This is a genomic window from Solirubrobacter pauli, from assembly GCF_003633755.1.
GTDB classification, from domain to species: Bacteria; Actinomycetota; Thermoleophilia; order Solirubrobacterales; family Solirubrobacteraceae; genus Solirubrobacter; species Solirubrobacter pauli.
This window is the reverse complement of record NZ_RBIL01000001.1, coordinates 341,164-360,811: the sequence shown is the minus strand read 5'-3', so window position 1 is coordinate 360,811 and position 19,648 is coordinate 341,164. Positions and strand designations below refer to the sequence as shown.

Annotated in this window: 31 protein-coding genes; all 31 read right to left on the bottom strand. The window is 71.1% G+C overall.

Translation table 11 applies throughout. From position 1 onward, the window contains the following. Nucleotides 1-99: 99 nt before the first annotated feature. The 31 genes from C8N24_RS01620 to C8N24_RS01480 all read right to left on the bottom strand — a co-directional run bounded on the left by C8N24_RS01620 (nucleotide 100) and on the right by C8N24_RS01480 (nucleotide 19,647). Nucleotides 100-1,908 carry a DNA cytosine methyltransferase gene (locus tag C8N24_RS01620; RefSeq protein WP_121247289.1) on the bottom strand — a complete coding sequence of 603 codons (1,809 nt, stop codon included), beginning with the start codon at nucleotides 1,906-1,908 and terminating at the stop codon, nucleotides 100-102. A gap of 101 nt (nucleotides 1,909-2,009) precedes the next feature. Further along, on the bottom strand, nucleotides 2,010-2,705 hold the full coding sequence (locus C8N24_RS01615) for a hypothetical protein (RefSeq protein ID WP_121247286.1): 696 nt from the start codon (nucleotides 2,703-2,705) through the stop codon (nucleotides 2,010-2,012). After that, nucleotides 2,705-2,893 (bottom strand): hypothetical protein, encoded by a 189-nt coding sequence (locus C8N24_RS01610; RefSeq protein WP_147447560.1) that lies wholly within the window; start codon nucleotides 2,891-2,893, stop codon nucleotides 2,705-2,707. Before C8N24_RS01610 ends, C8N24_RS01615 begins: the two co-directional genes overlap by 1 nt. 178 nt (nucleotides 2,894-3,071) lie before the next feature. Beyond that, entirely contained in the window at nucleotides 3,072-3,368 is a 297-nt protein-coding gene (locus C8N24_RS01605) for a hypothetical protein (protein WP_121247281.1), read from the bottom strand. Further along, nucleotides 3,365-3,823 (bottom strand): hypothetical protein, encoded by a 459-nt coding sequence (locus tag C8N24_RS01600; RefSeq protein ID WP_121247278.1) that lies wholly within the window; start codon nucleotides 3,821-3,823, stop codon nucleotides 3,365-3,367. The genes C8N24_RS01605 and C8N24_RS01600 overlap by 4 nt, the downstream gene beginning before the upstream one ends. After that, a complete protein-coding gene (locus C8N24_RS01595; RefSeq protein ID WP_121247275.1) occupies nucleotides 3,820-4,254 on the bottom strand; it encodes a hypothetical protein in 435 nt (144 codons plus the stop codon). Before C8N24_RS01595 ends, C8N24_RS01600 begins: the two co-directional genes overlap by 4 nt. A 163-nt stretch (nucleotides 4,255-4,417) precedes the next feature. Next, the gene (locus C8N24_RS01590) at nucleotides 4,418-4,897 is read right to left on the bottom strand and encodes a hypothetical protein (protein ID WP_121247272.1); all 480 of its coding nucleotides are present in this window, start codon (nucleotides 4,895-4,897) and stop codon (nucleotides 4,418-4,420) included. Beyond that, nucleotides 4,894-5,211 carry a hypothetical protein gene (locus tag C8N24_RS01585; protein WP_121247269.1) on the bottom strand — a complete coding sequence of 106 codons (318 nt, stop codon included), beginning with the start codon at nucleotides 5,209-5,211 and terminating at the stop codon, nucleotides 4,894-4,896. Before C8N24_RS01585 ends, C8N24_RS01590 begins: the two co-directional genes overlap by 4 nt. 423 nt (nucleotides 5,212-5,634) lie before the next feature. Continuing rightward, complete coding sequence (locus C8N24_RS01580) at nucleotides 5,635-5,829, bottom strand: hypothetical protein (protein WP_121247266.1); 195 nt, start codon at nucleotides 5,827-5,829, stop codon at nucleotides 5,635-5,637. 133 nt (nucleotides 5,830-5,962) lie between these two features. After that, a complete protein-coding gene (locus tag C8N24_RS01575) occupies nucleotides 5,963-6,346 on the bottom strand; it encodes a hypothetical protein (protein WP_121247263.1) in 384 nt (127 codons plus the stop codon). A gap of 47 nt (nucleotides 6,347-6,393) precedes the next feature. Next, nucleotides 6,394-6,867, bottom strand: coding sequence for a hypothetical protein (locus C8N24_RS01570; protein ID WP_121247260.1), 474 nt, complete (start codon nucleotides 6,865-6,867; stop codon nucleotides 6,394-6,396). A 93-nt stretch (nucleotides 6,868-6,960) separates the two neighbouring features. Further along, the gene (locus C8N24_RS35280) at nucleotides 6,961-7,089 is read right to left on the bottom strand and encodes a hypothetical protein (RefSeq protein ID WP_281272607.1); all 129 of its coding nucleotides are present in this window, start codon (nucleotides 7,087-7,089) and stop codon (nucleotides 6,961-6,963) included. 90 nt (nucleotides 7,090-7,179) lie between these two features. Next, nucleotides 7,180-7,773 carry an LOG family protein gene (locus C8N24_RS01565; RefSeq protein ID WP_121247257.1) on the bottom strand — a complete coding sequence of 198 codons (594 nt, stop codon included), beginning with the start codon at nucleotides 7,771-7,773 and terminating at the stop codon, nucleotides 7,180-7,182. Then, nucleotides 7,770-8,096, bottom strand: coding sequence for a hypothetical protein (locus C8N24_RS01560; protein ID WP_121247254.1), 327 nt, complete (start codon nucleotides 8,094-8,096; stop codon nucleotides 7,770-7,772). The genes C8N24_RS01565 and C8N24_RS01560 overlap by 4 nt, the downstream gene beginning before the upstream one ends. After that, nucleotides 8,093-8,275, bottom strand: coding sequence for an FAM221A/B family protein (locus tag C8N24_RS01555; protein ID WP_121247251.1), 183 nt, complete (start codon nucleotides 8,273-8,275; stop codon nucleotides 8,093-8,095). Before C8N24_RS01555 ends, C8N24_RS01560 begins: the two co-directional genes overlap by 4 nt. Nucleotides 8,276-8,416: 141 nt before the next feature. Next, nucleotides 8,417-8,947, bottom strand: a complete 531-nt coding sequence (locus tag C8N24_RS01550) for a DUF1643 domain-containing protein (protein ID WP_121247248.1) — start codon at nucleotides 8,945-8,947, stop codon at nucleotides 8,417-8,419. Next, nucleotides 8,944-9,078: a hypothetical protein gene (locus C8N24_RS35275; RefSeq protein WP_281272606.1), complete on the bottom strand. Its 135-nt coding sequence runs from the start codon at nucleotides 9,076-9,078 to the stop codon at nucleotides 8,944-8,946. Before C8N24_RS35275 ends, C8N24_RS01550 begins: the two co-directional genes overlap by 4 nt. Continuing rightward, complete coding sequence (locus tag C8N24_RS01545; protein WP_121247245.1) at nucleotides 9,075-9,998, bottom strand: CHC2 zinc finger domain-containing protein; 924 nt, start codon at nucleotides 9,996-9,998, stop codon at nucleotides 9,075-9,077. Before C8N24_RS01545 ends, C8N24_RS35275 begins: the two co-directional genes overlap by 4 nt. Continuing rightward, nucleotides 9,995-10,189: a hypothetical protein gene (locus tag C8N24_RS01540; RefSeq protein ID WP_121247241.1), complete on the bottom strand. Its 195-nt coding sequence runs from the start codon at nucleotides 10,187-10,189 to the stop codon at nucleotides 9,995-9,997. Before C8N24_RS01540 ends, C8N24_RS01545 begins: the two co-directional genes overlap by 4 nt. After that, entirely contained in the window at nucleotides 10,189-10,542 is a 354-nt protein-coding gene (locus C8N24_RS01535) for a hypothetical protein (RefSeq protein ID WP_121247238.1), read from the bottom strand. Before C8N24_RS01535 ends, C8N24_RS01540 begins: the two co-directional genes overlap by 1 nt. 28 nt (nucleotides 10,543-10,570) lie before the next feature. After that, nucleotides 10,571-10,750 carry a hypothetical protein gene (locus tag C8N24_RS01530; protein ID WP_121247235.1) on the bottom strand — a complete coding sequence of 60 codons (180 nt, stop codon included), beginning with the start codon at nucleotides 10,748-10,750 and terminating at the stop codon, nucleotides 10,571-10,573. 93 nt (nucleotides 10,751-10,843) lie between these two features. Continuing rightward, on the bottom strand, nucleotides 10,844-11,290 hold the full coding sequence (locus C8N24_RS01525; RefSeq protein WP_170178769.1) for a single-stranded DNA-binding protein: 447 nt from the start codon (nucleotides 11,288-11,290) through the stop codon (nucleotides 10,844-10,846). A 224-nt stretch (nucleotides 11,291-11,514) separates the two neighbouring features. Beyond that, a complete protein-coding gene (locus tag C8N24_RS01520; RefSeq protein WP_121247229.1) occupies nucleotides 11,515-11,718 on the bottom strand; it encodes a hypothetical protein in 204 nt (67 codons plus the stop codon). Nucleotides 11,719-12,309: 591 nt separating this feature from the next. Further along, nucleotides 12,310-12,807: a hypothetical protein gene (locus C8N24_RS01515; RefSeq protein WP_121247226.1), complete on the bottom strand. Its 498-nt coding sequence runs from the start codon at nucleotides 12,805-12,807 to the stop codon at nucleotides 12,310-12,312. Then, the gene (locus C8N24_RS01510) at nucleotides 12,804-13,523 is read right to left on the bottom strand and encodes a hypothetical protein (RefSeq protein ID WP_121247223.1); all 720 of its coding nucleotides are present in this window, start codon (nucleotides 13,521-13,523) and stop codon (nucleotides 12,804-12,806) included. The genes C8N24_RS01515 and C8N24_RS01510 overlap by 4 nt, the downstream gene beginning before the upstream one ends. Then, nucleotides 13,520-14,143, bottom strand: coding sequence for a hypothetical protein (locus tag C8N24_RS01505; protein WP_121247220.1), 624 nt, complete (start codon nucleotides 14,141-14,143; stop codon nucleotides 13,520-13,522). The genes C8N24_RS01510 and C8N24_RS01505 overlap by 4 nt, the downstream gene beginning before the upstream one ends. After that, entirely contained in the window at nucleotides 14,140-15,306 is a 1,167-nt protein-coding gene (locus C8N24_RS01500; RefSeq protein ID WP_121247217.1) for a lysozyme family protein, read from the bottom strand. The genes C8N24_RS01505 and C8N24_RS01500 overlap by 4 nt, the downstream gene beginning before the upstream one ends. Then, nucleotides 15,306-18,008: a VirB4 family type IV secretion system protein gene (locus C8N24_RS01495; protein ID WP_147447559.1), complete on the bottom strand. Its 2,703-nt coding sequence runs from the start codon at nucleotides 18,006-18,008 to the stop codon at nucleotides 15,306-15,308. Before C8N24_RS01495 ends, C8N24_RS01500 begins: the two co-directional genes overlap by 1 nt. Further along, nucleotides 18,005-18,289, bottom strand: coding sequence for a hypothetical protein (locus C8N24_RS01490; RefSeq protein WP_121247211.1), 285 nt, complete (start codon nucleotides 18,287-18,289; stop codon nucleotides 18,005-18,007). Before C8N24_RS01490 ends, C8N24_RS01495 begins: the two co-directional genes overlap by 4 nt. A 109-nt stretch (nucleotides 18,290-18,398) precedes the next feature. Further along, nucleotides 18,399-19,115: a hypothetical protein gene (locus C8N24_RS01485; protein WP_121247208.1), complete on the bottom strand. Its 717-nt coding sequence runs from the start codon at nucleotides 19,113-19,115 to the stop codon at nucleotides 18,399-18,401. A 139-nt stretch (nucleotides 19,116-19,254) separates the two neighbouring features. After that, nucleotides 19,255-19,647, bottom strand: a complete 393-nt coding sequence (locus C8N24_RS01480) for a hypothetical protein (RefSeq protein ID WP_121247205.1) — start codon at nucleotides 19,645-19,647, stop codon at nucleotides 19,255-19,257. Between the last annotated feature and the right edge of the window lies 1 nt (nucleotide 19,648).

The window sequence follows — 19,648 nt, the reverse complement described above, 5'->3', positions numbered from 1 at the left end:
CGCGCAGCGTGCAAAATCAGGCGGGGTCAGGTCCGTCATCCGGGCGGACCTCGTCTTGAGTCGTCGCGGCGGCCCCAGTCCGCCGCGGTGGTGGCGCTCCTAGACGCCGGTCGCCGTCAGCGCGCGATCCGCGATCCACGCCTCGACGGTCGGGGTGATCCCGTTCCCCGAGAGGCGCACTTGGTCGCGGTTGGTGCCGGTGAACTCGTACGCCTCGCGCGTGATGCCGCCCGCGTGGCGGCGGTAGCGGTAGTTGAGCCCCATCACGCTCTGGCACTCGGAGGGGGCGAGCATCCGGAACGTGCAGTCCTGGACGTTCACGGCAGGGCGGACGACGCCGTAGTTTTCGGTCGGCACGCGTGTGGGCGTCGGGTCGATGCGGGTGTCGACGACGTCGCTTTGTCGGGTGCCGCCTGAGCGGGCGAGGAACCCGGCCGGGGGCTCGACGAGCCCGTGGCGGTCGATGCCGGTGAGCGTCCCGGCGGGCTCTGAGATGTGCCGGTTGACCGCGCCGGTGCCGTAGTAGCTGGAGAGCACGGCGTCGCGCGGGACGCGCATGATCGCCTGCTGGGTGAGGCCGATCGAGCCGCCGGCGGTGAGCGTGCCGAGCGGCTCGAGCGTGGTGTCGCGCACGTGCCCTTCGGTCGCGCCGCCGTAGTTGGCCACGGCGAACCCTTCGCCTTCGAGCAGCGGGCGTCCGACGACGCCATGCACGGGGTCGGCGGTCACGGCCGGGGCCGGGTGGTCCAGGTGCCAGGCGCGCGTGTAGCCCTCGCGCTCGAACGTGTTGCCACCGACCTGCAGCAGCATCTCGGGCTGCACGACGCCCAGGTGGTTGCCGCTGGCGGCGACCGTGTCGAACGGCTCGGCGAACGCGCGCGCCTGGTTGGTGCCGCGCACCGCGAGCTGAAAGCCGGGAGGGACCATCAGGCCGACGTCTTGGCGGCCGGTCATCGTGCTGGCGGGCAGCCAGACCGGCCGCGTGTTCTTGTCGTAGCCGAGCCGGTCGAGCGGGATCAGCTGCCCCATCGGGCCGGTGACGGTGTAGCCGAACTTGTGCAGCCCGCGCGCGATCCGCGCGACGGTGTTGGGCTGCAGCGGCGCCAGGCCGGCGGCTTCGCGCTCGCGCAGCGCGACGGCCGGGAGCGTCCAGTCGATCGCGGTCCACGCCGGGGTGATGTACGGCGAGCAGACCTGCCCGCACCCGCCGTTGGGGCACGTGTAGAGGTACTGGTTGCGCGGCCCGTACTTGCCGGACGGGCCGACGGGACCGGCCTTCTTGAGCGCCACCGGCTTCCAGGTCTGCACGGCGTGCACGGACTGCTCGCAGCGCCAGCAGTAGGCGAGCGGCCGAAAGTCGAGATCGGGCTCGGGGATGCCGTGCCGATAGGCGACGAAGTAGACGCGGTCGCGCGACTGCGGAGCGCCGAAGAACGCCGAGTTGGCGAAGACCGCTTTGAGGTTGTAACCGAGCTTTTTCCACTCGGCGACCCACGACTCGAACGCGCCCCAGCGGACGACGTCGACGACGTTCTCCATGACGACGAAGTCGAAGCGGTGGTAGTCGGCCCAGCGCTGCGGGCACCACATCGTGCAGCGCGAGCGCTCGATGCCGTTCTTCTTGTGCCCGGGCCCGTAGTAGGGGCCGAGCTCGCTGAGCGCCTCGCGGTAGTTGCGCGCCGAGCTGTGCCCGTCGCACTCGGGCGAGGCGAACAGGATGTTCGCGAACCCACGCGGGAACCGCTTGGAGTCGATGACCGATAGGTCGCCGATGGCGTGGTCGACGTCGTTGAAGTTGCGTGAGCTGGTGTCGATCGCGCGGGTCCAGTGGTTGGCCGCAAAGCGAGGGCGCAGACCGGCCATCTCGGAGGCCTGCAGGTCACCGCCGGCGCCGCTGAACAGGTGCATGGATTCGCCGCGTCCGCTCGGAACACGTGCGGGGTCGAAGACGCTCAGGGCGCCGCCGGGAGTGAGCACGAGACCAGGAGTCCTTTCGTGGTTGAGGGGTGTCAGAGCAGCGCCAGTTGCGGCGCGGCGTCGTCGGTGGTGTGGTCGCTGACGGGAGTCGTCAGCGGCGTGTGGCGCGCGAGTGCGGCCGCGGCCGCCTCGAGCGTGTCGGGCAGTGCGCGCAGCGCGTCGGTCCAGCCGGTGCGCAGCAGCTGCGCGGCCGCGGCGCGGTCGCGGCCGCCGGCGTCGGCGGCCAGCTCGCGCAGGCACGCCGTGATCGGGTCAAGCTCGGGCGTGTTGCTGACGCGTTCGTTGACCGCGGCGGCGAACGCCTCGGGGTCCTCGTCGCTGGCGGCCCGGTAGTGGCCGTCCCAGCGCCCATCCAGCTGGGCGCGCAAGCTGTACCCGCAGGGCAGGGAGCGCGAGCGGATCAGCTCGATCAGCGCGCACCACAGGGCGCTGCGGTGCCGTTCGACGTGGAACGGGTCGATGCGCCGCTCAAGCTCGGCCGCGCCGTCCACCTCGGGGGCGGGGATGCCCGCGATCGCGCACGCCGATTCTGCGGTCAGCTGCTCAAAGAGCCAGCCGCGATCGACGGGCACGCGCAGGCGAGCGCCGTCCGTGAGGCGGACCACCACGCCGTAGTTGGCGTGGAACAGGTGCGTCTCGACCAGCTCGCGGCTGGAGCCGTCGGCTGCGATCACGTAGCCGAAGCAGTTGTCCACGCCGACTCGCCAGGTGAACGGCGCGAGCTTCATCAGAGGTTTTCGGCCGGCAGCTCGACGTTGTCGGCCAGCACGACCAGGTCGAACGTGGTTCGCGCAGCGCGCCGCTCGTCCATCTGGCGGGCACCGCCGACCGTGACCAGGTGGTCGACCGTGATGGCGTGAGCGGTCTGCTCGGCGGCGAGCGCACTGACCGCGTCGATCTTCAGCAAGACAGGCACGAGAAACATGCAGTTGGTTCCCTTGAAGAGTCGGAGGCCCCACCCGCTGCGGGGACTGATGCCCAAGCCCTCAGCACGCGTGCGTGCAAACCTGGGCGGGCCAGGCCTTGCGGCGGTAGCCGGGGCAGACGTTCGGCAGTGGTCGAGCCCGGGAGGGCTCGAGGCGCGAAGCGTCCGCTCAGATGTACGTGACGGGCACGGCGCGTTCGACGGCTTCGAGGGTCCGTCGCGCCGCGTTGGTGACGCGGGCGCGATCAAAGTGGTCCGCTTCGCGGTTCCAGCGTTCGGGGTCGCCGCCGAGCGGGCTGCTGATCGCGCCGTCGAGGTCGACGAGCATCGCGAGCGTCGGCGTGGTGTCGGTCCAGATGAGCTGGGTGCCGGCGTCGTTGTGCTCGAGCGACCAGATCAGAGCGGGGCCGAACTCGGCGGCCAGGGCGCGCGTGGCGGCGCGTTGCGCCAGCGTGGGCGAGCTCATCGCCGGTGCTCCGGGTAGGCGGGGAAGGTGGCTTTGGCGGTGTCCATCGGCTGTTCGTGGATGCGCAGCCCGCCGGTGGTGATGTCGTAGACCTCGTCCTCGGCCGAGCCTTCGGCCGGGTGCATCCAGACGTGGTCCTCGTCGCCAAGCAGCGGCGCGTAGTGCGCGGCCAGCTGGCGCAGCTGGTAGCCGGTGATGGCGACCAAGGGCTGCACGCTGGCCGGGACGCGCTGGCGTGGCGAGCGCGCCGGAACGGCAGGAGGTGGCGCGGCTTGAAGCTTCGCGAGCCGATCGTTGCCGAAGGCGGTCAGCGCCGCATCCAATCGCTTGCAGGCCGCAGCCGGATCGTCGTAGCCGACTTCGCCGCGCGTGCAGTCGGCAAGGTCTGAGGCGGCGAGGATCACTTCGACGATCTCGGCGGGCAGCTCGTCCCACGCGGACGTGTGGCTGCTCATCGCGTCCGCACCCAGAACGGGAGGAGCTTGGCGCGGTCCTGAAGGGCCGGCGCGGCAGGCTGAGCGGAGCGCGTGAGGCTGCGCGGTTCGTGCGAGAGCGGCGCGCCGCTGGTGGTCCACGCGACGCGTGTGGTGCCGTCGGCGTCGAACCCGGCGACCACGCCGGGAGCGCTGTGCTCGCGGTCGCAGACCGACTGGCCGACGTTGAACGCCTCGCGGCGGACCGCGATCTGGCCGTAGTCGCAGCGGACGCTGAAGGAACCCAGCAGCGCAAGCTCGGAGACGAGCACGTTGCGGTCGCCGGCGGGAAGCGCGGGCGCGAGCCGCCGCAGAGCGGTCTCGACGTCGGCGAGCGTATGGCAAACGGTCCAGCTGACCGCAGGGTCTGAGGCGTCAGGGGTTCTGACGTCGATCGCGAAGGTGGATGGCACGGCTCGGCGTGACTCCTTGAAGTTCGGTGTGGCTGCCCGCTCGGCGGCGGGCCCGGTGAAGCCCCTGACCGAGCACACGGACGTGTGCAAACCTGGGCGGGGCGCGGGCCGGTCGCCGCGGTGGGCGACAAGCAGTGGTGTGGTCGTGCCTCGAGCTGCGCGGCTAAGCGCCGAGGCGTTGTTGGCCGGCGAGCAGCGAGCGCCAGACGAGCACAGGCCGTCGGTTGTTGACGTCGCGCTCGGACGGCTTGTGGCGATCGGTGGCCTCGACGAGGCCGTGCCGTCGTCCGGCGGCCATCAGCGCGCCGATCATGCGGCTCTCGCGCGGCGGCATCCGTAGCGCGGCCCAGACGTCGTCGGCGGTGAACTCCTCCTGCTGCTCGCACAGCACGCGCAAGTCCTGCAGGGCCGTGAGGATCCAAACGGCGTCGGCGCGCTTCTGCGCGTCCGGGTCCACGTGCGCACGCACGGGAGCTGGGTCCAGCGCGAGCACGAGCTCGGTGGCGATCGCGCCGTCCCGGGTGCGCCACTGCTGATCGTCGCCCAGGACGGCGAGCACGTCGCCGGCGGGCGAGAGCAGCCGAGGCCCGTCCAGCTGCACAGCGACCAGGAGAGGGGACTTGACGGCGACCACGCCGGTCATGCGCCTGCCTCGTTCGGGACCTCGCGCTCGACGGCGTAGCCGTCCTCAAGGGTGTCGATCAGCGGGCCGAGGAACCGCGTCCACAGGGACTCGTCGAGGTCGGCAACGCGCACGTCGCTGCCGCGCTCCTCGAGCACGCGGTTAATCGCGATCAGCCACAGCGGGTCATAGCCGTTGACGGTGGGCCCGAAGTCCTCGAACACGTGCGCCGCGGTGACGCGATCAGCGCACTCGGGCCCGTCGTCCTCCCACGCGGCTTCCGCCTCGGCCGGGGTGTCGGCGGCGATCTCGAACTCGACCAGTCGCAAGAACATCAGGCATCACCTCGATGCGCACCGGGCCCACCCGATGCGGGCCTAGACCCCAAGCCCCGCACGCTTGCGTGCAAACCTGGGCGGGGACGGCTCGCTCGGGCGGGTCCGGCGCTGTCGGCCCCGCCGAAGCGGGGCCGAGCGGTTAGCGGGTGCGGCTGGCGAGCATGTGGCCCATCGCCAGGCCGATGCCGAAGAATGCGACTGCGAGGTTCAACGCCTCGGAGAGCGTTACGCTGTCCACATCTAGTTCCTCCTTCCTCAACCGTCGGGGTGGCTAGTCAAGAGAGGCCCGTGTCCGCGGGCCTTTCTGCTTTCGTGACCAGACACTAGTCGCGGGTCCGGCAGGATCGGCGCAAAAAGACACTTTTGGCACAGACTTTTTGCGATGTCGTGACGTGCTGTGCACACAGCGCGACAAGGCGATCACAGCCGTAGAGCGAATTCCTTGATCTGCTTGCGCGGACTCGTGAAGTCCTGCGATGCGGACCGCTCGCGAAACTGTGTGGAGCAGAAAGCACGCGCCAGAGCCAAAAGGGGCCCGGTAAGAGCGAAGTCCAGGTAGGTCATGTCGAACTGGATGCCGAGGTGCGCGTAGGAGGCGGCGTTGTACTGGACCATGTTTGAGGCCGCGTTGCTGGATCCAGTGCACGTACTGCGTCATCCCGAAGTTCTTGTCGAACAACAGCGCCTCGGTCTCGGAGAAGTGTTGTCGAGCTTGGGCATCTGCTCGAGCTTCCGCAGCTCGGTAGGGCTACTGGTCGACGGCGTCGATCGCGTCGTCGCCGACGTCGATCGTGGGGTCGCAGTCGAGGCGGTTGAGCGCGCGGAGCAGCAGCTGCAGGTGGTCGTAGAGGCAGCCGCGGCGCTCGTCGGCGGCGACGGGCATTTGCTCAGGCAGGTGCACGTGCGTTTCGAGTTGGCCGTGCGGGTGCTCGGGCCCTTCGAGTAGGTGGGTGGCGTGCGTGTCGTTTTCGCGCGCGCCGACGTAGGTGGATGTGAGCGTGACCGGCGCTTGCGGGCTGGGGATCGTCGTGGTGATGACGAGCACGTGCGCGTTGACGGACGCCACGCGCGTGACGCTCGGGACGGGATGGCCGTTGAGCGTGATCGCGACCGCGATCTGATCACCGGTCATGTGCACGCCTGTGACCCTAACCGCCCACACGGACGGCCCGGGCCGCTTCAACGGCCGGCGAGGAAGGCTTGCATCGCTGCCGAGGGCTGGTCGACGGTGAAGGCGCCGTAGCGGCTTTGCAGGTACGGCCAGGCCTTCGTGAGATGGCCGCGGCGGCGCTCGAAGGGGTGCATCCACGCCCAGGTCAGTGCCCACGTGCTGGGGGCGTGCTCGAGCATCACGCAGACGCCGATGGCGCGCGGCTTCTCGTCCCAGGCTTCGATGGCCCAGAGCCACGCTTCGGCGCTCGGGTTCGGGGCCTGGGCGTGGTAGCCGTTGCCGTCGTAGCAGCGCTCCACGCCGGGCGTGCTGTGCAGCTCGCTGCTGGCGTAGTCGGTGAGGGTTTGGACTGCCCGACGCAGCCCGACGGGGCTGGTGGGCAGGACGAGCGCGAGCCCGGGCGGGCTGTTGGGCGGCGTGGCGCGTCGGAGGGCGGCGGCGGCGATCGCCGGCGCGTCGATGCGGTAGCGGCTCGCGGCCATGCCTGTGACGCTAGGTCGACGGGCGGACGCTGGGCCTAGACGCGCCGATGGCCGCTTTCGCGGCCATCGGGGTCAGCGTCTCGGTGGGCGTTCCTAGCGGCGGTTGAGCCGGTAGGAGGTCTTCGGCCAGCGGGCGGCTGAGGCGTGGCTCAGGAACCGGCCGGTGATGGCCGACTTGAAACGGCCGGACATGGTCTGCTTCTTCTTGCGACGGAGCGCCATCGGGTCCTCCTTGGATTCGCCGGAAGGGGGAGAGAGGGTCTTGCCTGCTCTTACCCGGTTTTGGCGCCCGGGCGTCATGAGTCTCGGCCGTCAGGCGGCGACCGGGAGAATGGTCTCGATCATCCGGCGGTGCTCGGGACGCGCGAGGTTGAGGACGGGCACGCCGTGTCGGGCGGCGATCCGCAGCGCCTGCCCGGTTCCGCCGGACTCGCGGCTTGACCCGTCGAGGCTGCCGTCCGGGGTCCAGCAGACGATCACGTCTGAGGGCGTGTGCAGATCGGCGCCCAGGATCTGGTGCGCGTTGCGGGCGTGCAGCGCGCGAGCGCCACGGCTCAAACGCGACCAGGCCGGATGCGCGTCGGCGGCGACGGCGAGCGCGGCCGCGGTGGGCCGCTCGAGCGTGGGCCGAATCTGACGCGCGCGCTCGTGCGCGCGAAATCCGGGCCAGGGATGAAAGCACTCGACCGAGCCGCCGGCGTCGGTGGCGGCGTCCTCGAAGGTCTCGTCGGCGCCGCCCGCGCCTCCGCTGCGTAGCGTCCAGCCCAGGCGTGCGGCCTCGGTCGCGAACTGGCGCATGACGCGCAGGATGCTCGGCGGGGTCGTGCGCGAGCCGATCCCGGCGTAGACGACGTCGATCGCGGCGAACGGGTTGGGCGCAAGCTCGATGCTGGCGGGACGGCTCATAGGGCTCGTTCGGTCAAGGTGGCGGTCACGGGCCCCTCTGGAGGGCCGCCATCCGGGGCCGAAGGAGCGCGAGCCGGCGCGGGCGTGCTGGTGAGCGCGAGCCGGAAACTCCCCGGCGCGACGTCGTCGCGTTCCTCAAAGCGCAGCGAGAAGACGTCGTCGACGGTGCGGCCGGGGTAGCACGCCTCGCGGAGGCGATCCATCGCCTCGAGCGTGTCCGGGTGCATCCAGACGGCGGCCGCGTGCTGGCCCACTCGTTGAGCGGCATGGCGTTGGCGGCCGACGGCGATCATCAGCCGCGTGAGCGGGCGGGGGTCGATCATGGCGCTGGAGCTCGTCGGTCGCGGTACTCCACGCACGCGCACCCCTTGACGTTGCAAGGGACGACGTAGCGCCGGTCGGTGCCGCGGCGGACCTTGTGCTTGCTCAGGTGGTGCTCGCACGCGCAGACCGCTTTGGGCTCGGTCACGCGCGCCGTGGTGATCACGACGGGCTCGTTCATCGCCGTCCGTGGGTGCTGTAGGCGAGCAAGGCGCGAGCGATCGGCTCGAGGCGTGCGCTGCCACGCCGGCGCCGCAAGCGCCAGCGCAGCACGGGCGTGTAGAGCGCCGTCAGCGCGCGATGCGCGCGTGGATGGCGGGGATCAGGCGGCGTCACGGCGCTGCCTGGCTTCTTCGATGGTGATCGGGGCTAGGTCGCCGTCGAGGTAGAGCGGGTGGTTGGGCTGGTCGTTGGCGGTGAGCGCGAGCACGCGGAAGTCGCCGAGCAGTCCGGCTGCGAGCACTTCGCGGGCGCGGCCGCGGTGCGTGCCGTGGTTGCCCCAGGCGGCGATGACGATTCCGGCTTCGGCGGCCAGGAACTGCAGGTGCGCGTCGTTCTCAGGTCCGATCGGGTGCGGGTAGGCCTTCATGACGCGCGGGTCGGTCGCGCGGTAGCCGAAGAGGTTGGTCATGATCAGTCCGCCGTAGCCCCAGTCGCGCGCGTAGGTCATGCAGCGCTTGACGGTCCGGTCGTCGTGGAGCTCGTCGGCCGTGGACGGGTTCAGGCCGACGAACATCGCGGCGGGCTTGGCGGGCTGCCAGGTGCGCCGCAGCTCGTAGCGCCAGGTGCGACACGGCGAGAAGATCGCGCTGCGCCCGCCGGCGTCGAAGAGGGTGAACGCCGCGGTGCTCATGCGGGAGCAGCGGCGGTGATCGCGGTGGCGGGCAGCTCGCGGCCACAGGCCGCGCAGCGCAGCACCGGGACGACCGCGTCCTGGGCGGGCAGGAGTGGGCCGCCGCAGCGGCAGCGTTCCTCGGCGCTCACCGGAACAGCTCCCGAAGGCGCTCCTTCAGTTCGACGAACTCGGGGCCCTTGGTGTCGAGCTGCCACAGGTAGGAGGCGAGGTCGAAGATCGAGCCGCCGCGGCGGCAGCCGAAGCAAAACCAGCCCTGCTCGGCCGACGGGTACACGTGCAGCGACGGTGTCCGCTCCTTGTGGATCGGGCAGCAGATTTTGCGGCTGCGGCCGATCTCCGAGACGCCCGTCAGCGCGGGCACGTAGACGTCGGGCGAGATGGTCAGTAGGTCCGCGTCGTCTTCGACGTGCGTGCGCTCGCCGCCGATCCCGGGCGTGACGGGGGCAGGTGGCAGCTCGAGCCCGTCGATCAGCTCCTCCAGCGAGTAGCGGCGCGCAGCGCACGCCTCTTCGAGCTGGACGGGCAGGGCGGGCGTGTGCTTGTGGTTGCGCGTCGCGGGCGGGCGCAGGATGCGCGTGCTGTCAAAGCAGACGGGGTCGCCGCCGACGGCGTAGGCCAGGCGCTTGTTGGCGTCTTCGATCGCGTCTGCGCTGGCGCGCTCGGTCAGCGCCCAGTAGGCGTGCATGTGCCCGGGCGTGCCGGACGAGATCAGCATCGTGGGCGCGGGCGTGAAGCTCGCGAGCCGGTTGATCGCGTCCTTGGTGTCCAGCTCGGCCCAGGCGACCCAGGAGCCCGCGACGGCGTCCTTGTCGCCGGCGCGCTCGCCCCGGATGGCGCACCCGATGTAGACGTCGGAGTGTTCGCTGACGCGACGGATCATCGCGGCCAGCTGCCGCGAGCGGCCGCGCGCGGGGTAGAAGAGGGTCCGCATCCCGCGACGGGTGCGGTAGCGCACTTCCAGCCAGCCTTGGCCGTCGCCGCCGAGCATGGCCAGGTAGGCGTGCAGCGCGATGTCGGGCTTGGGGGCAAGCATGATCGTGGCGGTCACGCCGGCCGCCCAGCGAGCGGCGTGAGCGCGGACAGGACGGCGCTGGCGACCGCCGTGGTGTCGAAGGCGATCGCGCCCTCGATCGGGCGGGTGATGCGCGTGGCGGGCGCGTGGTCGACGGTGAGCCGCCGGTGCCGGTACGCGGCGCGCAGCTCGGCAACGCGCGCGCAGCGGTTGGCGTGCGCGCCCATCAGTCGTGGTCCTCGCCCTGGAACTCGAGCGTGTTCATGGCGATGTACGCGAGCTCGTTGCCGATCAGCGGGACCTCGTCCGGGAACCGAGCGGACCAGGCCAGGCACTCGGAGAGCGTGAGATCGCCGCGCCACATCGCGGCGACGCGCTGCTCGGGGGTCAGGCGCCACAGGTGCCGGAAGTTCTCGAAGGCCATTCGCCGGTCAAACAGGGCGGTTTCGAGCGCGCCGACGTTGGGGTCGTCGAAGCGGTAGGCGCGCATGTCGAGCAGTCGGCCGCGGGCGTCCTCGTGGAGCGCGGCGTCCGGGTGCGGCGTGCGGCCGCGCATCGTGGGGGTGTTGGTGGTGGGCATCGGTCGTCCTTGACGTGGGGGAGGGCGGTCAGGCGATCTCGTAGGCGGCGAGCTCGGCGGTGCGCGGGTCAAAGCGCAGGCCGCAGGAGCGGCCGTCGCCGGCGGGGAACTCGACGGCGACGACCGGGTCGGTGCTGGTGGTGCGAGGCGCAAGCGGCGCGTCCAGGACGGCGGCGAGCGAGCGGGTGGGGTTGGTGGTGAGCGTCATGGGAGCGAGGGGCACCGCGACAAGGCGGCCCCGCTCCCCGGTCACGCACGTGGCGTGGCTACGGAGCGAAGCCGCCGTCGGTGGTCGCCAGGGCTAGAACGGGATGTCGTCGTCCGCGGCCGGGGTGTTGCCGGCGCCCGCGCCGACCGGCACGCGCTGCTCGGCGGGGGCGAAGTCCGAGGCCTCGGCCGGGACGTCGGTCGCGGGCGCGAAGCCGTCCTCGCGCTCCTTCGGGGCGGCGAGGAACTTGATGTCACCGATCACCTGGTAGGACTCGCGCGTCTGGTCGTGCTTGTCGGTCCACTCGTGCCACTCCAGGCGGCCGTTCTGGACCTCGACGAGCCAGCCCTTGGTGAGGACCTTGGCGGCGGCTTCGGCGCCGGCGCCGAAGCTGACGACGTTGATGTAGCCGGCCTCCTCGCGGCCGCCGCGACCCATGCCGTTGACGGCGAGGCGCACGGTGCAGACAGGCACGCCGCTGGGCGTGGTGCGAAGCTCCGGGTCGCGGGTGAGGTTGCCGCTGATCGCTGCGATGTTCATGTTGCTGGACCTGCTCTCTGCCCCGGTGTTGGGGCGATCGTTGAACTGACAAGACCGACTCCGGCGCGCTAGACCGGGGCTCGCGCAACCCGCATGGCGGGTCGCCCGAACGAAGTGAGCGGCTTGCGCGAGAACCGGCGCGCGCCGATGCTCAGGACGAAGGCAGGAGACGGCTCGCCCCATCGGGGCGTGGTTCCCTTCGCCGTTGTGGTGGCGGTAGGAGGTCATGAGCCGTAGCCGCCGTCGCCGCTGAGCGGGAGTCGGTGCGAACGCGCGAGGCGTGTGACGTCGCCGATCGCGTACAGCTCGGCGAGCCCCCTGGGCTCGCCTGACTGGACGCGCGCAGCGACGGCGGCCGCGTGCAGCCGCCCGCGGGAGCTGGTCGGCTCCCACGGACACGGGTTGGAAATGAGCTCGGCGTTGTCCATCACAGCCCTAGGAGGCGGGCTGCCGAGCTGTCCCAACTTTTTTCGCTAAGGGCCGGGACCTGACTGGAGCACGTCGCTGATCACGACGCAGAGTCCGATCAAGGGCAGGGGCGGCGGGGGTTCGTCAGACGTCGCAGAGAGGGTCTGCGGCAAGTCGCCGCAGACCCTGTTCCGCGTCAGTCGACGCAACCATCTCTGGACGTCGCCTCACTAGCCGCGGCACACCTTGGCACCACTTGCGGTGCGCCGCCGAAATTTTGGCCCTAGGGCCGACCGTCCAGACACCCAATTCGACCATCGTGAGAATCCGACGTCGCACGTTAGGACCGCAGGGAGGAAGAGGTTTTCGCTCGCACGTCGGAGAGTGTGTGGCGTAGTCGAACAGAAAGGCCGGTAATGGACGTCGCCTCACTAGCCAGCGCGGTGACTGTTCTCGTCCTGGCCGTGACGCTCGCGCGTGCGTGGAAGGTCTTTGACCTTCTGATCCGCGTGTTCGAGCGACAGGCCAGAGCACGGGACGAGGACCGGTAGCAAGCAAAGCGCCGTGTGGGAGGCCGCATTGGTCTCCCGCACGGCGCAGCGCGCGCAAGGCTAAAGCGGCAAGGCGTAGCTTTCGATAACGGCGGCGAGCGTGAGCGTGACCGCTGCGAGCGCGGCGTAGCGCGCGAGAAGCGACCAGGAGGGGGGAGCGTTCCGTGCCTGCAGGTACGCGCCGGCGCTGATGGCGAACGCGGCCCATTCGATGGGTAGGTGCGCGAGCCAGGGCAGGATCGCGGGGCCGTGTTCGGCGATGGCGACCCCGACGACGGCGGCGTTGAAGGCGTACAGGACGCCGAGGACCAGGTCGAAGATCAGCCGCCATTCGCGGACGATGCGCAGCAGCAGCGCGGCGGCGATCGTCACGGCGGCCATGCGGGCGTTGGTGGTGAGGATCGAGAGGGTTTCGCTCACGTTGCCGCCGCGTTGGCCGTCGGGCGTGACCTGGGCCGCGACGCCGGCGAGTAGCGCGATGGTCGCGGCGGTGAGCGTGAGCGCCCACAGGGCCGCGTAGGCGGCCGCGACGGCGCGTGTGGAGGCGCGCGCGGTCATGTGAGGGCGGGCGCGATCGCGTTGGCGAGCGCGACCGAGTCGGCGTGGTCGGGGAGCTTGACGACGGCGTGCGCGGTCGCCGCGGCGGTCTTGAGCTGGCGCAGGTTGATGGCGTGCCCGTGGACGGGCCGGACGGCGATCACCCAGCGGGCGGCGCGGCCGCGACGAAGCAGCGGGCTGGCGAGCATCGTCTGCAGCTGCTCGGCGCGGTCGGCGCTGACGGTCCAGATGATCGTGTGCGCGCGTGCGAGCGCCGCGGTGTTGTGGGGCTCGCGCACGGTTCCGCCGTCGATGAGCATCAGCCCGTGCAGTGGGCGGGCGTCGTCGAGGACCTGCGCGAGCCGGTCGGGCGCGGCCGCGGTCCGCTCGGCCGGGGCTGCCGCCAACAGGCGTAGGCCGGATTCGAGGGTCGTGAAGGGCGCGCCCTGCGGGTTGTGGCCGCGCGCGAGGTCGTGGAGGGTGAGCGCGCTGGCCGTGCCGTGGCGGGCGGCGAGCTCGCCGCCGGCGGGATCGGTCTCGGTGGCCAGCACGCGCCCGGGCCCGGAGGCCTGGGCGGCGGCGGTGGCGATCGCCACGGCGAGCGTGGTGGTGCCCGCGCCGCCGTGCAGCCCGCAGACGGTGACCAGCTGGCCAGCGCCGGCCGCGAACGCGAGCGCGGGATCGGGTTCGGCGGTGACGCGCGTGGTGCGCGAGCCCAGGCGGGGGAGCGCGCTCATCGGGGGTCCTTCCAGTCGGTGAGCACCCAGCCGCCCGGGGCTTGCTCGAGCGTGGCGGTGGCGATCTGCCAGGCCGGGGTCTCGCTGGGCTTGGGCGCGCCCTTGATGGTGAGCCGCTGGCGCACGATGGCTAGGTAGGTGGGCGTGTCGTTCTGGCCGCCTCGGCGGACCACACCGGCAAGCTCGGTCTCCAGGACCGGCTTGCGGGTCGTGTAGGTCTTGTCGATCGGCACGCGCGCGACCATCGTCTGCGCGTGCACGCGTGCGTCACCGACGGTGCGCGTGGCGAGCTTGCGGTAGTTGGCGACGACCGTGGAGGAGGTCCAGTTGCCCGCCAGCTGCACGTACTCGCGGACGGCCTGCTCGGGGGTGGCGGCGACGTGCTCGGCGCGCTCGGGTTCCGGGGTCGGCGATCCGGGCGGCGGCGCGACTTCACCGGGCCGCACGAACACCGGCTCGGCAGTCACGGCCGCGCCGACGGTCGGGGTCGGGGTCGGGGTCGCCGCGGCGATGTCGGTGAGCTTGGGCGCGGGAGGCTGCGCGTCACGCAGCTTCGGGAGCACCAGCGTGGCGACAGCCGCGATCAGCGCGAGTGCCGCGACAGAGAGAGACGACTTCATAGTCCTGGCGGGTGTCGGACCGCGAAGCCCGCGGTCGGTCGGTTGAGGTTGGAAGACCAGCGCGGCCCGCTGCCGGCGGGCATCGTCGGGCCGTAGTGGCTGGTGTCGAAGCGAATCCCGGCGATGATCGTCCAAATGTGGCCGCCGTGGGCGTAGATGGTCACCCAGCGCCCGGGCCCGGAGTCGCCCCAGTTCATGAAGTTCCCGGAGACCCACGCGGCGGTGGACGGGAACACGCCGCCGGCGTGGAGCACGTACGACGTCGAGCTGGAGCAGTCCAGTCCGTTGGCGGTCAGGTAGTTGGGGTGCCCGCCGCCGTAGACGTAGCTCATGTGGTTGATGCGGTTGCCCGCGGCGATCATGCGCTTGACGGCCTCGGGGGCGTCTTCGGGCGCGTTCGCTTCGCCGGTCTGGGGGTCCACGCGCGCTTTGGAGCCGGGGACGTCCGGGAGCGCGCCGCCGGTGCCGCCGAGGTCGCCGCCGCTGGTGGCGGCGAGCTGCTCGAGGGCCTTGGCGCGCTCGTAGTCGTGGGTGGCGAAGGGGATCGACGCGGGCGGCGTGCCCTTGTAGGAGAGCAGCGCGTTGTAGGTGCGCTTGTCGAGGTTGGTACCGGCGCCCAGGCCGGCGAAGTACTTGGCGGCCGCGTAGATCGCGTCGTAGTTGTCGTAGATGTTCGGGTGGCGCTCCTGGCGGCCCGGGTAGCTGTCGGGCCGGTCGAGCTTGGCCTTCTCGTAGGCGGTCGCGAACCCGGCCCACGTGCCGCCGGATCCGCCTTGCTCGACGGTCGCGCCGCCGGTGATCAGGAACTGCATCGGGCCCGCGCAGCAGCCCGCGAAGTTCACGCCGGTCTTCACGCCGGGAAGGTCGGCTGTGCCGTAGTTGGTCTCGTCCTCGTGGACGGCCATCAGCAGAAACGGGTTGACGCCGTAGACCTTGGCGGCGTCCTCGTAGATGCGCACGAACGGCTGCGCGAGCGCGGGCAGCCCGGAGCTGTCGCCGATGCCTTCCTGCTGCTGCTCGTAGTTGACGTGCAGGACCACCAGCACGAGAACGAGCAACAGCATCAGCAATCCGGCGAGCGTCCCGGCGAGCAGCTTCGGGGCGCGGCTGGCGGCGTGTCCGGCGACCTGCTGGGCGCCGTAGGCGATGAGCGGGTGAGCCATCAGCCGTCCGCTAGGGCGCGGTGCCAGTCGTGATCGCAGAGCAAGTCGAGCGCGACCCAGGGCTGTCCATCGGCGTCCTGGAGGGCGCGCTCGCGCAGCGGCACGTCACGCAGCGGGTCGCTGGTGGCCAGCCAGTAGGCGCGCTGGCCGACGCGAATGGAGACCACGCCGCGCCCGCGCGTGCCGTTGATGACGTACGCCTGGCTGTAGGCGCGCTTTTCGGTGCGCAGCCCGGAGATCAGGTCAAGCTCGGTGTCGGCGAGCTTGAGCGTCTCCTTCAGGTGATCGAGCTCGTCCTTGGGCGTGCGCAGGAACACCTGCATCGTGGAGTTGTTGAGCAGCGCCTTGCCGTAGGGGCCGGCGAGGTCGCCGCGCTGCTGGCTGATGCCGAGCAAGAACAGGCCGATGTGACGGGCGCGGCGGCCGAGGTCCTCGATCCACTCGCCGGTCGCGCGGCGCCCGACGAGCTTCCACAGCTCCTCCAGGACGAGCATGAAGCGCCCGTCGAACATGCCCGCGTCCGCGTGCCCCGCGCGCCCGGACGCCAGGTGCGCTTCGCGGCGCGCCTCCACGCGGCGCGTGATCCCCTCAGAGATCACGAACAGCACAGCGGGGCTGACGTCCTCGGGAACCAGGCGCGTGTCGATGACCAGCAGCGGCGCGTCGTCGGCGTCGATGGTGGTGGGGCGGTCCAGCAAGGTCGCGTAGGCGCCGTTGCCGACGTAGTCGTGCAGGCGCTCGGCGAGTGAGCGGTTGATGGCGGCGATCTCGACCGAGCCCTCTTCGGCCTTGGCTTCATCGGAGGCGCGGCGCAGGAGCATGTCCTGCAGGTAGGACTCGCACGGCACGTACCCGGTGCGGGCCGCGTCGTCGTAGACCTCGCGGATGGCGATGCTCAGCTGGCTGCGCTCAAGCGGGGAGAGGCCGAACGCGTCTTGGGCGGCGTGGTGGTCGCCGATCAGCATCGCGTGCAAGCGGACGAGGAAGCTGATCTTTGAGGCGGGAACGTTGGCGATGTCCTCGACGTCCCAGGCGTTGATGGTGTGCTCGTCGTCGCCGCCGATCTGCACGTGTTGGGCGCCGGGGATCAGCGAGCACAGGAACTTGAAGTGGCCGGCCGAGCGGTCGATGACGGCGGCTTGGGCGCCGTGCGTGAGCGCCTGAACGAGCAGGTGCAACACCAGGAACGTCTTGCCGCCGCCGGACTTGGCGTTGATGATCAGCGTGCCGTTGTCGTGGAACGGGTCGAAGGGGTCCAGGTGCTCGAGCGTGCGGCCCGGGTCGGCGTAGCCGAGCACCAGCCCGCCGGGGGACCCGCAGGACGTGCCCAGCAGCGGCAGGCTGTCGGCGACGTTGCGCGTGGTGTATGGGCGCGTCTTGGCGGCGACGTCGAGCCCAAGCGGCAGGGTGGAGCGCCAGAGCGCGAGTTGCTCGAACTCGCCGCGCTGCATCCGGCCCTGCAGGGCATCAGAGACGTCGCGCATGAGCTGATCGACGGACTCGGTCAGCGCGATCGTGTCGGGCTGCGGGCCGTGCTCGCGCACGCTCGCGTAGACCGACATGTCGTAGATGGTGTTGACGGGGTTGGCGAGTTCCTGGCCAAGCGCGCGCAGCTCACCGGCCTGGTCGAGCTGGTCGTCTTCGAGGTCATGGGCGGCGTTCATCACGCCACGCAGACGACGTCCCTTCTGCTTGTAGCGCTGGCGCTCGGAGTGGCGATCGCGCGCGGTCAAGTGCACGGTCAGCGTCCACGGGTGCTGGGACTGCATCGCGTGCAGCACCCACCCGAAGAACGTGTGCTCGGGCACGTTGGACAGGTAGACGGTCTGCTCGAGGTCGCCGTCGATCCCCAGCCAGCGATGCGAGCTGTGATCGTCGATCGCGCCCTGGGCGAGCACGTCGCGCAGGCCCTGAGCGCCGCGCTTGGCGCGCTCAAGGTCGGCCTGCGTGTCGATGCTCGCCAGCAGCTGCGTGGCGTGCCGGGACGGCGCGACGGCCGCGTCGGCGTGCGCGGCGCGCGGGGCCCCGCGCCGCCACAGCAGGTCGGCGATCTCGCTGCCGTCCAGCGCGCGCGCCTGCAGCCCGTTCGCGCCCAGCTCCGAACGGATGCCGTCGGTGTAGCGCTGGCTCTCGCGCGCGAGGCGCTGATGCGCTTCCACGTCGCGCTCGAGCACCGCGGCGCGCCGTGCGGGCCGCAGCTGGATCGCGCCCGGGCGCCGGCTGGCCAGCGCCGGATCAAACGGCAGAACAGCGACGTAGCGGACTTGCACGGCGGCGTGATCGTCGGCGTGCTGAGTCAGCGATTCAGCGTGCACCGCAGCGAGCGCGCGCAGCGCGGCCGCGCGCTGCTGATGCTCGGGCCCGCCCGCCTCAAGCGGCGCGGTGGCGTTGGTGACCTGCGTGCGGTAGCGCGCGAGCACGTCAGCCAGGCGCAGCGGCGTGGCGTCCACGTAGAACTGCGCGCTCGCGCCCGCCGGGATCTGCCGCACCAGCGCGCCGAACCCGGCCGCGAGCTCCTCGCAATCGCGCTCGTCCATGACCAGCGGGTTGCGCGGGATGATCTCCAGGTAGCGGACGAACACGCCGTCTTCGCGGACGAGCAGCCCGTCCTCAAACAGCGCCTCCACGCCGAAGAAATCGCCGGCGTGTCCTTGCGCGCCGTCCTTTTTCTTCGCGGTCTTGCGGGGGCTGGCAACGCTCACGCGACCAGCTCCAAGTCCGCGTCGGCAGGAGCGGCCAGCAGAGAGAGCAAGGACCGGCGCGCGGGGCACTCGTTGACCCGTGACAGACCGGCAGCGGTCAGGCCGTCCTCGTCGATCAGGTGCAGCAGCTGGGCTTCGATGAGCGCGAGTCGCGCGTGCATCCAGTTGGTCCCGAGCGGCAGCATGGTCTGGACGGCGGCCGGGGTCGCCTTCTCGCCATGCTGAGCGAGCAGCGCGACGGCGAGCAGGACCTCGTCGAGCGGGGAATCAGTGGCGGTCATGTAGGGCTAGGAGGCGGACGCCGACGCTGTCCCACATTTCTTTGCCGGCAACGACCGAGCGGCCCCGTGGGGCCGCTCGGATGACGCGCTGATGTCTGCTCTGGCGGGGTTAGTAGAAGACGTACTTGAACTGGGTGCCGTCGCAGAAGCGACGGAGCTTGATGCCCATCGTGGAGCCGTGGCTTCGGTTCTCCGAACTCGGGACGAACGCGACGCTGGCTTTCCAGCCGACCGGGGCTGTGCCCTTGGTCAGCCCGGAACCGCGGCCGCGCCCGACAGCGGGCGGGTACTCGTCACGGTCGTGGCCTTGGCGGGTGGGGCGGCCCTCGAGCAGGCGCTCGCGGCGCGCGTCAGCGCCCGGGCGGTTGAGCGCGAGGACGGCCGGCCAGCCCTGGCGGATGGCGCGCTCGGTGTGGCGCTTGATGTTCGGATACTTGGTCTTCGAGAACGAGATCGACTGCACGCGGGACGGGCGCGAGCAGCCTGCGGGCTGCTGCGGCTCGGGCGCGGCGGTCGGTTCCTCCGTGGCCGGCGCGGTCGGGGTGCTGGTCGGGACCGGCGTCACGGACGGCTCGGGCGTGGCGGTCGGCGAGGGCGGCAGCGGCGCGCCTGGTTTCAGGCACGGGCACGGCAGCGACTCGCAGTAGAGGCCGTCCCGGTCGGCGTCGATCGTGTTGGCCGCCTGCTGGGCCGCCGCCTGGTTGGGGAAGTCGGCGCAGACCGCGGCCGCCTTGGCGCGCGGCGGGGCCGGGTCGCCCAGGGCGAGGCCGGTTCCTGCGGTCAGAGCAGCGATGGTGAGCAGGGTGGTGGTGATTAGTGGACGCAAAGGTTCTCCTCGAGCGCGGACCGCTCTCTGTAGTCGGAACGAAGGGCTGAAGCTGGTGCACGCGCGCGCAGTGAGGGGCGAGCGATCCGGGGCCGTGGCCCCGGATCGCGGCGGGCATGGTGTTGGCTCGCAGGGTCCGTCAGTCCCAGAGCGTGTCGGCGCGGAGAGTGACGGTCGCGTCGGCGAGCGGGTCGGGCGCGTCGATCGCGTCGGGCATGAGCAGGTGGTATCCGGCGGGCGTGGCGGCTGGGTTGGTGCCGGGGAGGTAGTGACGGCGGCGGCGTGTCCAGCGCGCGGCGGCGAGCGTGAACGCGAGCACGTCGAAGTCGGCTTGCATGGCGACCATCGCGGCCGCGACCGGCGCGCCGCAGATGGTGATGGCCAGCGACAGCGACCACATGTCCGGCAGCGGCAGCACCGTGGAGAGCCCGTAGGCGAGCAGTCCGCAGACGCCGAGCTGCATCCACTGGGCGAGGCTGAACCAGCCGAGCTTGACCGGGTCCTGCAGGTGTTTGTAGGTGATGTTGAGCATC